General features: G+C 67.4%; 8 protein-coding genes. All 8 read right to left on the bottom strand.

Going from position 1 to position 14601, the window contains the following annotated elements; genetic code table 11:
* Positions 1-75: 75 nt before the first annotated feature.
* Positions 76-1629 carry a carboxyl transferase domain-containing protein gene (locus tag BKA16_RS04335; protein ID WP_183369516.1) on the bottom strand — a complete coding sequence of 518 codons (1554 nt, stop codon included), beginning with the start codon at positions 1627-1629 and terminating at the stop codon, positions 76-78.
* Entirely contained in the window at positions 1626-6944 is a 5319-nt protein-coding gene (gene pks13, locus BKA16_RS04330; RefSeq protein ID WP_183369515.1) for a polyketide synthase Pks13, read from the bottom strand. The genes BKA16_RS04335 and pks13 overlap by 4 nt, the downstream gene beginning before the upstream one ends.
* Positions 6945-7039: 95 nt before the next feature.
* Positions 7040-8944 (bottom strand): long-chain-fatty-acid--AMP ligase FadD32, encoded by a 1905-nt coding sequence (gene fadD32 / locus BKA16_RS04325; RefSeq protein WP_183369514.1) that lies wholly within the window; start codon positions 8942-8944, stop codon positions 7040-7042.
* A gap of 117 nt (positions 8945-9061) precedes the next feature.
* Entirely contained in the window at positions 9062-10069 is a 1008-nt protein-coding gene (locus BKA16_RS04320; RefSeq protein WP_183369513.1) for a TIGR03621 family F420-dependent LLM class oxidoreductase, read from the bottom strand.
* Positions 10070-10185: 116 nt separating this feature from the next.
* The gene (locus BKA16_RS04315; RefSeq protein ID WP_183369512.1) at positions 10186-11163 is read right to left on the bottom strand and encodes a cutinase family protein; all 978 of its coding nucleotides are present in this window, start codon (positions 11161-11163) and stop codon (positions 10186-10188) included.
* A gap of 4 nt (positions 11164-11167) precedes the next feature.
* Positions 11168-11725, bottom strand: coding sequence for a hypothetical protein (locus tag BKA16_RS04310; protein ID WP_183369511.1), 558 nt, complete (start codon positions 11723-11725; stop codon positions 11168-11170).
* A gap of 107 nt (positions 11726-11832) precedes the next feature.
* Positions 11833-13281: an alpha/beta hydrolase-fold protein gene (locus BKA16_RS04305; RefSeq protein ID WP_183369510.1), complete on the bottom strand. Its 1449-nt coding sequence runs from the start codon at positions 13279-13281 to the stop codon at positions 11833-11835.
* 265 nt (positions 13282-13546) lie between these two features.
* Entirely contained in the window at positions 13547-14545 is a 999-nt protein-coding gene (locus BKA16_RS04300; RefSeq protein ID WP_183369509.1) for an alpha/beta hydrolase, read from the bottom strand.
* Between the last annotated feature and the right edge of the window lie 56 nt (positions 14546-14601).

Genomic DNA, 14601 nt, shown 5'->3' with positions numbered 1-14601 from the left:
GTCGCGTGACTCGTCCTGCGACCGGCGGAACGAGACCCGCGAGCCGGGCACACGTCGTTGCTGTTCCGTCGAATCCTAGATCGGCATCAGGTAGTGCTTGCGCTCGGTGCGCAGCACATGCTTGTCCCGAAGCTGGGCGAGCGCCTTGCGGAGCTGCAGGCGGGTCTCCGACGGCTCGATGACCGCGTCGATGTAGCCCTTCTCCGCGGCCAGGTACGGGTTCGCCATCATCACGTTGTAGAAGTCGATGAAGTCGCGGCGCACCTTGTCGGCTTCGGCGACCGACATGCCCTCGGTCTGACGACGCGTCAGCATGACGGCGGCCGACTCGGCGCCCATCACGGCGATCTTCGCCGTCGGCCACGCGAAGTTGATGTCGGCGCCCAATTGCTTGCAGCCCATCACCGCGTATGCGCCGCCGTAGGCCTTGCGCAGCACGACGGTCACCTTCGGAACGTCCGCCTCGACATAGGCGTACAGAAACTTGCCGGAACGACGGATCGTGCCCTTCTGCTCCTCGGCCAGACCCGGCAGGATGCCCGGCGTGTCCACCAGGAACACGAGCGGAATGTTGTACGCATTGCAGATCCGGACGAAGCGGGTCGCCTTCTCGGACGCATCCGTGTCGAGAGTGCCCGCCATGACGCTCGGCTGATTGGCGACGACGCCCACGCTGCGTCCGTCGACGCGCGCGAAACCGGTGATGATGTTCGGTGCGAAGATCTCCGCGACCTCGTGGAACGCGCCGTCGTCGAACAACCGGATGATGACGTCGTGCATGTCGTATCCGGCGTTGTCGCTGTCGGGCATGAACTCGTTGAGACTCAGATCCGATTCGGTGATCTCCGGCTCGAGCCCGGGATTGATCACGGGAGGCTCCTCGTACACGCTCGACGGCATGTACTGCAGATACTCGCGAACCCAGTCGAACGCGGCCGTCTCGTCCTCGGCGACGTGGTGGATGTTGCCCCACCGCGCCTGGTTGTGCGCAGATCCGAGGTCCTCGGCCGAGATCTCCTCGCCATTGACCGCCTTGAGGATGTCGGGGCCGGTGACGAACATGTAACTCTTGTCCTCGACGGCGACGAGGATGTCGGTGTTGGCCGGGGTGTACACGGCGCCGCCCGCACACTTGCCGAGGATCACCGACACCTGCGGCGCCAGACCCGACAGCAGATCGTTGCGACGACCCATCTCCGCGTACCAGGCCAGCGAGGTCACCGCGTCCTGGATGCGGGCGCCCGCCGAGTCGTTGATGCCGACCATCGGACAGCCGAGCTTGCCCGCCCACTCCATGAGCGCGGACACCTTGCGGCCGAACATCTCGCCGACGCTGCCGCCCATGACGGTCTGGTCGTGGCTGAACGCCGCGACCGGACGGCCGTGCACCAGTCCGTGACCGGTCACGACGCCGTCACCGAACCCGCTCTCGGGAGCGCCCGGCGCCTTCACCAGGGCGCCGACCTCGACGAAGGTCCCTTCGTCGAACAGCATCTCCAGCCGCTTGCGGGGCGAGTTGATGCCCTTCGCCACGCGCTTGGCGATCGCCTTCTCGCCGCCCGGCTCCTCCGCGATCTCAAGCTTGCGCCGCAGTTCGGCGAGTTTTCCGGCAGTCGTGTGATCAGTCACTGCTTCTTCAGTCCTTTCATGCGCTCACCCAGGTCCGCGGCGACCTTCGCGATGTGTGGCTCGTCGACGATGCCCAGGTGATCGCCACCGATGTGCAGGATCTCCAGATCGTCGACCACCTCGCCCCAGCGACCGTCCTCGTCGATCTGCGCCCACTGCGGTTCCAGTTCGATGGCGCCGTCGTGCATCTTGTCAGCGCGATACAGGACCACCTTGCCGTCGTACGGCGTCGGGTCGATGTTGCTGAGCACCCGGTTGTCGATGAACGAGGTCCGCTGGTGTTCGATGATCCCGCCCGGGATCTTCGCATCGCTCATCGCCATCATCTCCATGATGATCGCGAACTGTTCGTCGTCGTCTGCCTCGACGAGACGGTCCATCGGCACCGGGATGTTCTCGTCGAGCCCGTACGTCTTGACCGCGAACGACTTCCACCGCTCCAGACGGGCCCGCTTGTTCTCCGGGGTGTCCGGCACGTCCTCGCTCGGGCGGACGACGTCGATGAGGCCGACGAACGCGACCTCCTCGCCGGCCGCGAGCAGGGTCTGTGCCGCGCCGTAGGCCAGCGCACCGCCCAGCGACCAGCCGACCAGCACATACGGTCCGTGCGGTTGGATCTCGCGCAGCTTCGGCATGTACTGCTCGACACGCTCTTCGATCGAACCCTCGACGCGGTCGAAACCGATCACCGGCACGTCGGCGGGCAGCCGCTTCACCAGGGCCTCGTAGGCCGTCGTATTGCCGCCCGCGGGATGGAAGATCAGCATCGGCGTCGGGTCGCCCGCCGCCACGTCGAACGAATGCTTGGGCGCACCGTTCTCCGTCGGAACGCGAAGGTAGCGCACGAATCCGTCGATGTCGCCCGCGTCGTCCATCTGCCGACGAACGTAGTCGGACATCTCCTCGATGGTCTCCGAGTCGAGAACGTCCTCCACGTCGACGTCGCCGCCCGTCCGCTCGTTGAGACGTTCGGTCAGCTTCTCCGCCGTCTCCTCGTCGAGCACCGGCAGCTTGTTGAAGACACCGCCCGCAGACTTACCGGTGACCACCGCATATGCACCGAAGGTGAGACGCTCGGCGGCGTCACGCGGCGGAACGTCCGAGCCCGCGGCCTCGGCGACGGCGGCCTGAGAGGAGAGGTCGGTGGGCTGCGCGGGGGACGGGGTGTTCGTCGATTGCGTTGTCGGCGCGGTCGATCGCTCTCGACTCCCCTCGTCGCTCGGCTCCTCCGGTCGCTCGGCCGGCGGGGACGGCTCCGACACCGGGGCCGACTCCTGAGCCGGGGCGGCCTCCGACTCAGCCGGTGCCTGCGTCTCCCGTGCCAGCTGCTCGTCGATGTAGGCGTTGAGAGCGGCGGTGTCGAGGTCGCCGCCGCCGACGGCCTGCTCGTTGAGCTGATCGAGCTGGTCGCGGTGGGTCACCGCGAACTGGACGAACTTCTCGACGTCGGAGAGGTTCGCCTGGCGCATCGCCTGCAGCTGGAGCTGGGGGATGTCGAACTCGTACTCGACGCGGTTCTTGATGCGGACCGCCATCAGCGAATCCAGACCGAGTTCGATGAGAGCGATCTCGCGCGGCAGATCCTCCGGGTCGTAGCCCATCGACTCGCCGACGATGATCGCGAGACGATCACCGACGCTCTGACCGGAGTCCGGCTTCCACTTGTCGCCGATGTTCTCGACGATCTCGTCCTCGACGACCACGTGGTCGTCGGCGAAGACGGCAGCGGGCGACGCGGCCTCGACCGGTCCGGGAGCCGCCTCCCCGCCGGTCGAGCCGAGTCGAGCCCCCGTGACCGCGGCCTCGAACAGCAGCGCATGAGCACCGGCCGCGTCGGCGTGCACGGCGATCGCTCCGCCTCCCGGGTGACGGGTGAACGTGGTGGTGACGGTGCCGGTCGACGGGATCGGGCGCACCGCTTCGGTGGCGGCGACGGCGGCGTCCGGTCCGAGGATCTGCTTCGCCGCGGCCAGCACCAGGGTGTTCGGATCGGTGACGGCGGAGGCGTTGACCTCCCACGCGTGCCGACCGTCGGGCAGACCGACGTGCGCTCCCGGGACGGTGCCCGCACTCGAGCCGCCGCTGATCGACGCCTCGAGCCAGTACGGTCTGCGTTCGAAGCGGGTGCGCGGAACGTCGGCGAACCGGGCCCGGGGCCCCTTGCCGAACAGCGAGGCGACGTCCACCGGATGACCGTGCACGTATAGCTTCATCAGCGCATTGACCAGGCCGTAGCTCTCGTCCTCCTTGCGGCGGAGGGTCTCTACGAGTTCGGCGTCGTGCACTCCGGCACCGAAGGTCACCGCAGCCACCGAGATCAGCACGGCGGGGTTCGGCGACAGCTCGACGAACGTACGGTGACCGGCCTCCACCGATTTCGCGATGGCCTGCGAGAACCACACGCTGTGGCGCAGTCCCTTGAGGAAGTAGTCGATGGTGTGGATCGGTTGATGGCCCGCGCGGTAGAACGCCTCGCGGTCGACCGAGCTGTAGACGCCGACCTTCAGTCGTTGCGGTTCGATGCCGGTGATCTCGTACGAGAGCTCGCCGAGCAGCGGATCCATCTGCGAGGTGTGGCTGGCGCCCTTGGTCTGCAACTTGCGGCCGAGCTTGCCTTCGGCTTCGGCCCGTTCGACGATCGCGTCGACCTGCGGTCCGGGACCGCCGATCACGGTGTGGGTCGGCGCCGCGTAGACACAGATCTCCAGATCCGGGAAGTCGACGAGGACGTCGTTGATGTCGTCCGCGCTGTACTCGACGAGCGCCATGAACCGGATGTCGTCGCCGGTCAGCATGGCCTCGCCCTCGCCCATCAGACGCGAACGCTGGCAGATGACGCGAGTCGCGTCCTCCAGCGAGAGTCCACCGGAGATGTACGCGGCGGACGCCTCGCCCATCGAGTGCGGAACCAGCACGCCGGGCTCGGCCCCGTAGTGGGCCATCGTGTCGGCCAACGCCACCTGGATCGTGTAGATGCCGATCTGCGCGGTCTCGATCTCGTAGGCCTGCGCGTCGTCGAGGAAGATCTCGACCATCGAATAGCCGAGTTCGCGCTGGATCAGTGCGTCGACACGGTCGGCGTACTTCGCGAACACCGGATTCTCGGTGTACAACTGCTTGGCCATCTTGCGGTGCTGCGAACCGAAGCCCGACAGCAGCCAGACCGCCGATGCGGCGTCGGGAGCGTCGCACGTGTATACGAACGGCAGTTGCTTGCCGTCGGCGACGGCGCGCACGCCCTTGACCGCGTCTTCGTAGGTACGGGCCATGACGACCGACCGGGTGCGACCGTGGTTGCGATTGGCCAGCGCGCGGCCGATCTCGACGAGCGGGGTGGCCTTGCCCTCGTCGGACTCGAGCCATTCCAGCAGATCCTGCGCGCTCTTGCGGCGGCGGGAGGACAGGAAGCCCGACAGCACCAGCGGCACCACGGCGCCGTCGACGGCGGCGGGCGCGAATCCGTCGGCCGGGTCGGTGTCGTCGACGGCGACCGGCTCGGGTTCGGACTTCGCCTGCGCGGCGAGCACCGCGCGCTCGGCCTCGGTCAGGAAGTCCTCGTCGTCGTCATCGTCGTAGGCGTCGACGGTGGGAGTGGAAGTTCCCTCGGCCGCGGGGGTGGTTTCTACCCCGTTCGCGCCGGGAGTCAGGTCTGACGGCAGCACCTCGCGCACGACGAGGTGTGCGTTGGTACCGCCGAAGCCGAATCCCGAGACACCCGCGATCACATGACCGGAGTAGCGCGGCCAGTCGGCGTTCTCCGTGACGACCTGCAGGTTGGTCGCGTCGAACTGAATGTACGGGTTGGGTCCGACATAGTTGAGCGACGCCGGGATCTTGTCGTTCTGGAGCGACAGGACCACCTTGGCCAGGGCGCCCGCGCCCGCGGCGGCCTCCATGTGACCGAAGTTGGTCTTCGCCGAGCCCAGGAGCATCGGGTAGCCGGGCAGCCGGCCTCGACCCACGACCCGACCGAGTGCGTCGGCCTCGATCGGGTCGCCGAGGACGGTGCCGGTGCCGTGCGCCTCGACGTAGTCGACGGTGCGCGGATCCACCGCGGCGTCGGCGTACGCACTGCGCAGGACCTCGACCTGGGCCTCGGGGTTGGGCGCGAAGATGCCGTTGGAACGCCCGTCGGAGTTGACGGCGCTGCCCGCGACGACGGCCAGCACGTGGTCGCCGTCGGCGCGTGCGTCGGCGAGACGCTTGAGGACGAACACGCCGCCGCCCTCGGAACGGATCATGCCGTCCGCATCGGACGAGAAGGCCTTGATGTGACCGTCGGGCGCCATCGCGCCGATCTGGTCGAAGCCCAGCGTCGCCGCCGGGGTGATCAGCATGTTGACGCCACCGGCGATCGCGACGTCGCTGTCGCCCGAGCGCAGACTGCGGACCGCCTCGTGCACGGCCACCAACGACGACGAGCACGCCGTGTCGATCGCGAGCGACGGACCGTGGAAGTCGAAGAAGTAGGAGACGCGATTGGCGACGATCGACGTGGCCGTACCGGTCAGCGCGTACGCCGCGGTCTCGCTGGCTCCCTCGGACAGGCCGAGTGTCGCCAGCATCTGATAGTCGTTGGTCGAGGTGCCCATGAACACACCGACCTGACCGCCGCGCAGATCGGAGGCCGGGATGTGCGCGTGCTCGAGCGCCTCCCAGGTCAGTTCCAGCGCGAGTCGCTGCTGCGGGTCGACGTTCTCGACCTCGCGCGGCGACATCTGGAAGAAGTCGGCGTCGAACCCCTCGACGTCGTCGAGGTACCCGCCCTTGACGTTGCCGTTCTCGATCGCCTCGGCGAGCCGCGGGTCGGCTTTGAACTCGCGCCAGCGGTCGTCCGGGAGGTCGGAGATTCCGTCGACGCCGCCGATCAGCGCCTGCCACGTCGACTCCGGTGTGTGTCCGGCCTTCGGGAACCGGGTCGCGATGCCGACGATGGCGATGTCGTCGGCATCGTCGCGGTCGCGCTCCCAGAAGCGGTCGGCGTCGACATCGAGGTCGGCGTCCGGATCGCCGTCGATGATGCGGGTGGCCAGCGACGCGATCGTCGGGTGGTTGTAGACGGCGGTGGCGTTCAAGACGACGCCCGTGCGGTCCTCGACGTCGGCGGCCAACGCCACCGCGTCGCGGGAGGAGAGCCCGAGCTCCTCCATCGGACGTTCGACGGGGATCTGCTCGACCGGCTGTCCGGTCGCGTCGGCGACCCACTGCCGGAGCCAGTCCCGCAATTCGTCGACGGTCAGACCGCCTGCGGACTCGCCGGCGTTGTCGGACTCTTCGGGGACACCGGTCGCACCGGTGGAGGTGTTCTCAGACATCGTCATCCAGACTACTGTTCGGTCCCGACCGTTGGTAACAGACGAGTCCGGCACGCCGCCGCACGACGTGCCGGACTCGTCACGACTTCGAGAATCTATTCGCCCGCATCCGGGAACGCGGTCTGCTGGTAACCGCCGCGAAGGGTGCCGTCGACGTACGCGGCCTTCGTGGCGCGCCGCGCGATCTTGCCGCTCGACGTCCGCGGAATGGAGCCGGCGGGCACCAGGAGCAGGTCGCGGACCATGACGCCGTGGCGACCGGCGATCGCGGCGCGGACCACGTCGGCGATCTCCTGCGGATCGGTCTTGCGTCCGGGTCCGCGCTCGGCGACCACCACGAGCTGCTCGGACGCGTCGTCGACGTCGTAGGTCAGGCCGCTGTGGCCCGCCTCGAAGACCTCGGCGGGCAGCTGATTCGACGGCACCGCGAACGCGGCGACGAATCCAGGACGCAGCGCCGGGCTCGCGTCCTGCGCGGTTCCCTCGAGGTCCTGCGGGTAGTGGTTGCGACCGTCGACGATCACCAGATCCTTGACGCGGCCGGTGATGTACAGCTCGCCGTCGTACCAGACGCCGTAATCGCCGGTGCGCATCCACTGGGCGCCCTCGGGCGAGCCCTCGGTGTGGCTTCCCGATGCAAGCGGCGTCGCAATCGTGTTGTGGAAGGTCTCGTCGGTCTCGTCGACCTTGTTCCAGTAGCCCTTGCCGATGTTCTTGCCGTGCAGCCAGATCTCGCCGACGTGCCCGTCCTCGCGCTCGACTCCAGTCTCCGGGTCGACGATCGCCGCCCACTGGCTCAGCGCGACCTGCCCGCAGGAGACCTGTGCGACGGAGTTCTCGGCGTTCTCGTCGGCGGCGACGAAGCGGCCGGCGTTGAGCTCGTCGCGATCGACGTAGGTGACCTTGGCCTCGTCGTCGCGCTGGGTGGCCGAGACGAACAGCGTGGCCTCGGCCATGCCGTAGCAGGGCTTGATGGCCTTGGGCGAGAGCTTGTACGGGGCGAACGCCTCGTTGAACTTGCGCATCGAGCTGACGGTGACCGGCTCGGAGCCGTTGATCAGGCCGATCACGTTCGACAGGTCGAGGTCCTCGCCGTCGCGCGGAAGACCGCGGGCGGCGGCGTGCTCATAGGCGAAGTTGGGAGCGGCCGCATACGTGGGAGCGTGGTCGTCGTCGGCCGCGAGCTCGCGGATCCAGCGGCCCGGGCGGCGCACGAACGCCTGCGGGCTCATGATGGTGACGTACCGGCCGCCGAGCGCGGGCAGGATCACGGTCAGCAGGCCCATGTCGTGGAACATCGGCAGCCAGGTGACACCGCGCGCATTGCGATCGATGTCGATGCAGTCGGAGATCTGCAGACAGTTCGCGGCGACCGCCTCGTAGGTGATCTCGACGCCCGCGGGCACACGAGTGGAGCCGGACGTGTACTGCAGGTAGGCGACGGTGTCGCGCGCGTGGTCCTTGCCTGCGACGGGTGCGACCCACGACGAGCCGACCGAGTCGGGCACGGCGTCCACCGCGATCACGCGCGGACGGTCCTTGGCCGGCCGGTCGGCGAAGAAGTCGCGGACCGCCTCGGCCGACTTGGTGGAGGTGAGGATCGCCGCGGGCGTGCAGTCGGCGAGGACGCCGACGAGCCGGTCGGTGTGACCCGGCTCGTCCGGGCTGAACAGCGGCACGGCGACGTTGCTCGCGTACAGCGACGCGAAGAAGCCGATCACGTACTCCAGCGACTGCGGAGCGAGGATCGCCACGCGGTCGCCGGGCTTGGTGACCTGCTGCAGGCGAGCGGCGACGGCCCGCAGGCGCTTGCCGAACTGCGCCCAGGTGAGATCGATCGGCTCGCCGTCGCGCTCGCGGGAGAAGTCGATGAACCGGTACGCCAGCGTGTCCGGTTGGTCGCGAACGTTCTGTTCCACGTAGTCTACGAGGGTCGCCTCCTCCGTGAAGTGGAGATTCCCGCTCTCATCGAGGAAGTGCTCGAGTTCGGTGTTCAGCATCCAATAACTCCTGTGTCCGCGGGGTGAGCCCGCGGTGCTCCTGTCGTCGTCACGCGGCAGACCACGCGAAATCCTTGCAGACTTCGCCCCATGAGTGCGCGCAAAACCTTGTTGATTCTACTCTCCCCGCAGAAGCGGGATCACGGGCGCGAATGCATCCATCTGCGTCGGGAAGATCCCCACGTAACTCATGGTGGTCTGGCGGCGCACTTCGCGGATCTGCTCGGCGATCTCCTCGAAGGTGCCGAATGCCAGATACGGCGAGGTCAGAATGTCGTCGACCCCGAGTTCGACGTCCCGCGCGATGTTCGGCGGGTACCCCTGTTCGAGCGCGTTGAGCGCCATCTCCGCGGTCGCGACCCGATCGTCGGTGACGACGATCGTCGCGATGGTCCAGTTCAGCTCGATCGCGTCGAAACGGTCGCCCGCGGCCTCGCGGATGCGGTCGACCCGTTCGACGGTCTTGGCCATCGTCATGTCCGACAGCCGCAGCAACCCCTCCTTCGTGGTGCCGGTCGCGACGGAGATGATGTCGGCGTGCTTGGCTGCCAGCGCCAGCATCTTGGGTCCGCCGCCGCCGACGGCGATCGGCGGGCGCGGCCCCTGACGCGGCCGAGGGCTGCCCTCGAGTCCGTTGATCTGGTAGAACTCGCCGTCGAAGTCGACGGTCTCGCCGCGCATCAGGCGGTCGAGAACGGTCAGCGCCTCGTCGAGACGACGGATGCGTTCGCCGGGCGTGCCGAACTCGATGCCCGCCTTGTCGAACTCCTCCTTCATCCAGCCCGAGCCGATGCCGAGTTCGAGTCGCCCCTTCGACAGCACGTCGATCGTGGTCGCTTCTTTGGCGAGCAGCGCCGGATGTCGGAAGCCGTTGGCCAGCACCGAGGTCGCGAGGCGGATGGTGCTCGTCGCCTGGGAGAGGGCGCCGAGCGCGGCGAGCGGGCCCACCTGATTGCCGAGGTGATCCGGGATCGCGAACGTGTCGTATCCGTACTCCTCGGCGGTCTGCGCGAGTTTGACGAACTTGCGCGCGCCGCCCTCGTCCTTGTTGCCTTCACCGCCGGCGCCGAACCTGAACTTACGCAGCCCGTCGGCATTGTGCGTCGACGAGTCCGAAGTGCTCACGAGGCGTCTCCTATGGTCTGATGTGCCGCCCCGACGCTCTCCGCCCGGGCCTCAACCCGAGCAGGTTACCGCAGGTACGCCCGGCCGGACCAACTCGTGACGGTAGAAGTTACTCGTCAGTTCGCTTCTCGGATGAGCTTGGACGCCCAGCCGAGCATCCACTGGGTCGCGGTCGCACCGTCGAGATCCCAGTAGCGACTGGTCGCGTACATCGCGTGGACCGGGTTGTTCACGGCGTTGGCGAACTGCCCGATCGCCTTGAGCGGACTGGTGACGGTCGGCGAATCGCAGATCAGGTCGCCCTTGGCGCAGATCGAGTACGTGCGGTCGGTGAGCGCTCCGAAACCGCCGTCGCGAGCACCGGTCATGGTCGTTCCCGGCACCAGCGAGCCGACGCCGCCGAGGGAGACCTCGGCGCCGATGCCGTCGGGGCTGGGTCCGACGTCCTGCTGCTCGCCGGACTGGCGACGGCCGTCGGCGATGAGGCCGACGCCGATCACCAGGTCCTGGTCCTGCTTCGGGATCGGGCCGCGACCGTTGCCGATGTCGGAGGCGATGTCGCCGACGATCACCGCACCCTGCGAGAAGCCCATCAGGACGTACTTGGTGAGCGGACAGTGCGCGTGCGTCTTCTCGATCTTCTCCTTGGCACGTTTGGTGCCCTGCGCTCGCGACGCGTCGTAGGTGCCCTGGCGGTCCCCGAGGTTGGTCGGATTACGGAACTGCGCCATGTAGGGGACGGTGTAGACGTCGGCCTCCGACTCGGAGAACTGCTTCTGCAGGTTGGAGCTGACGCGGAGCATGAGCGAACGCTTGTTGGCCGTCGGCGTGTGCGGGTCGTCGCCCGCCTTCGACTCCCAGGTGCCCGGCACGACCAGCGCCAGCACGTTCGAACAGTCGGCGGGCTGAGTCCCCGGACGATTCGGGGCACCCGTGCTCGGCGGCTCCGAGGTGGGTCCGCCCGGATGCGGTGGCGGCGGCTTCAGCATCTGGAAGACGAGGATCGCGATCAGGACGATCGCGACGACGGCCAGTCCGCCGAGGATCAGCGCGATCCGACCCAGGCGACGAAGCGGCGACTTCTGTGCGCTCACCGAGTCAGCAGAGGTTGCTGTCGGCGGCTCGGATCACCTTGTCCGCGCGTGTGCGCGCGTCGTTCTCGCTGTCGGTGATGGGTCCGATCGCAGCGGTCACGTAGGCCTTGATCATCGTCGGGTCGACCTTCTGCGCGCGCTGGTTGCAGACGTACTCGCCCATGGTGAGTGCGACGTTGCCGTCGGTGTCGCCCATGAACTCGACCTTCTGCCGCTTGAGGTCGGCCAGATACGCCTTCTGCTTGTCGGTCAGCTTGACTCCGGCCGGTGTGGTGACGCCCGGGAACTCGCGCGGCACCTTGGTCGAGTCGTCCGGCTTGGTGTCGGGCACCGACGAACTGGCCCGCGATGCGCCGGCTTCGGCCTCCTTCGACGCCTCGGCATCGTCGGACGACTTGGCGGCGGACAGGCTCGAGTCGGACGGTTCTATCGACGTCGTGGTGACGGCTTCGGTGCCGATCGGCGCGCTCGTCGTCGTCGAGTCGTTGCATGCGGCCAACGCACCGATCGCGAGGAGAACGGCGCCGGTGGTCACCGCGACGCGGAAGAACTTCACACTCATGCCTGCGACCCTACCGGCCCGACGGGCACGAACCGGCCCGCCGAGCCGTCTCCACGATGAAGGCACGGACAATACTCAGGGAGTGTTCAGCCAGGTGGTGGGCCATCTCACTCGACTCTCGCGCCGGACTGCGGGGTCCACACGATCTTGCCGCGTTCGAAGGTGTTGTACTTGACGCCGTCGCGTCCGGTCAGCTCGTCGGAGGTCGGCAGCCCGAGACGCTCCATGGTCGGTACGTAGACGCCGCCGATCGCACCCGCGACCACCTTGGGACCCTTCGGTCCGGTGAAGATCCGCCCGTTGCGGAAGTCCTGGGCCCGACCGCCCGGCACGGCGTACTCGGGCGTGAGACAGCCGCCGAGGTCCTTGATCTGCGGAGCCTTGGCGAAGGCCGGTCCGACGGTGCAGGCGACCTTGTCGCCCGCGATACCGAGTGCTCCGGCCACCTGCGGCCAGGCCTGCACCATCTCGAACTGCCAGTACGGCCACGTGTGGGTTCCGGATGGCCGGTAGACGGCCTGACCGTGGATGCCGAGCTTGTTCAGCTTGGCGGCGAACTGCTGGCTGGTGACCCGGGAGAGCACTTCGAGGCCCACGCCGGAGTAGTTGGTGGCCAGCAGCGGGATGTCGGACGGCTTGTCGTGCGGTCCGACGACGCCGTTGCCCGACGAGATGTACAGGCTGGTGCCCTTGAGCTTGTCGGCGAGGACGTACGGGTCGTGCTCCTTCCACGCCGGATCGCTCGGCGGACCGAACATCTTGGCCGAGTCGTAGCCGCCGCCGTCACGCAGAGCGAACTGGATGGCCTGCGGCATGCCGTAGGACGTCATCTGCAGGATGCCCGAGAACGAGCCCGCGAACTTGTAGAAGCCGGGATTGCGCGCGGCGAGCATCATCGCGGCGGTGCCGCCCATCGACAGGCCCTCGATCGCCCGGACGTCGGTGGACCGCCAGTCGTTCTCCAGGATCGGGGGCAGCTCCTTGGTCAGGAACGTCTCCCACTGGTAGTTCTTGCCGCGGTCGGGCTCCTTCCAGTTCGTGTAGAAGCTCGACTCGCCGCCGACCGGGAGCACCACGTTGACGTTCTTGTCGGCGTAGAACTCCTCGACGTTGGTGTTGATCATCCAGCCGTTCTGATCGTCCTGCGCGCGGAGACCGTCGAGCATGGTCAGCTGCGGGAACTTGGCCTTCGGATCGGAGAACCAGTCGCGGGCCAGAAGCATCTGCACCTGGATGTCGGTGTTCATCGCCGGCGAGTGCACCCACAGGGCCACCCGATGCGCCGAGTACCAGTTGACCTTGGTGACCGTCGCCGGCGGCGCGGGCTTCGGCTTGGCGCTGGGCTTGGGAGCCTTCGAGGAGGACGCACCGGGCTTCGGCGCATCCTTCTTCGGCGTCTTGGTCGGCTTCGGCTTCGGCGCGACCTGAGTGGTGGGCACCGGCGGCGCGGGCTCGGCGTGAGCCGGTATCGCACCGACCGCCAGCGTCACGCTCGTCGCCACGGCAGTCGCCGCCGCGAGCCTGCGCGGCAACGCCGCCGTCTTCGAACTCTTCACATCGCGCTCCTCGAGATGCCCCGGATCGTTGCATACGCGTGCGTCCTCGCACGCGTCTCCACACGTTTTTCTACACCCAAGGTAGAGGGTTATGTGCGCGCCACGCTGTGTCTCATGTGAATTGTGTGACTAAAGTTTCAACAGTTCCGAGGCGACCTGGGGTTTTGCTGACAAGCCTGCGCCGAATAGAAGGCCGGACAGAAGAAAGACGAGGCGCCTCCCGCATTGCGGGAGGCGCCTCGTCGGATGCCTGTTCAGGCCGGGATCAGTTGAAGAATCCGCGACGCTTGGCGTTCCAGACCATGTCCTGCCAGTAGCCCCAGGCATGGGTGCCGTTGGCGTAGTAGGTCATCGGACGCAGGCCCTGGACGGTCGCGCTGATCTCGAACGCCTTGGTGGTGGCGAAGGCGAGGAGCTCCAGCGGTGTGCCCTTGAGGAAGTCGTCGACCACGTTCTTCGGGTAGTTGTACTTGCCGAAGAAGCCGTTGCCCGCACCGATGTACAGCTTGAGCCCGTGCAGCTGGTTGATGATGCGAGCCGGGTCGTTGGCGGCCCAGCGCGGGCTCCACGGCGGACCCCACATCGAGTCGATGTTCCACGGGGCGGGGGCGACGTCGAGCATCGCGACGCGGAGCATGGTGCGCATGCCCGGCGCGGTCAGGAAGTTGTAGCCGGAGAGCGAACCGGCGGCGTAGTAGAGGTCCTTGCGCTTGGCGGCGTGGACCAGCGCGGCGCTACCACCCATGGACAGACCCATGATCGCGTACTTGCCGTTCTTGCCCTTGAAGCCGCGGCCGCGGAGCGCGGGGACGAGGCGGTTGTCGATGACACAGCCCCACATGTAGCGCTTCTGCTGGCCGTTGAAGTTCGACGGTGCGTCCCAGTTGGTGTAGAAGCTGTTCGGGCCGCCGATCGGCTCGACGACATTGACGCCCTGGTTCACCAGATTCTGGACGTTGGTCTCGATCTCCCAGCCGCTGCGGTCGTACTGCGCCCGCATGCCGTCGAGCAGGATGACGGTGCGCTGGTTGCCCGCCTTCTTCCAGGCGCGGACCTTGACCTTGCCCGGGGCCATCGACTTGTTGCCGAACGCACCGTTGGTCGGCATGCCGCAGGCGTCGATCCAGAACTCCTGGAAGCCCGGAGCCGCATCGGCCTTACCGGTACCCATCGATGTGGCCATCACGCCCATGGCGGTGAGTACCGCGAGGACCAGGGCGGTCAGCTTCCGCCCATAGCGCCGCGTGCTCTTCGCTTCACGCATTGACTGAAATCTCCCTAACGTCGTTTCGACCCTCCGGTGATCGCTCACCCGAGACC

Origin of the sequence: Gordonia humi (genome assembly GCF_014197435.1) — a bacterium.
Taxonomy (GTDB): domain Bacteria; phylum Actinomycetota; class Actinomycetes; order Mycobacteriales; family Mycobacteriaceae; genus Gordonia; species Gordonia humi.
Note: the sequence above shows the minus strand (reverse complement) of the source record. Positions and strands in the feature narration are given on the sequence as shown.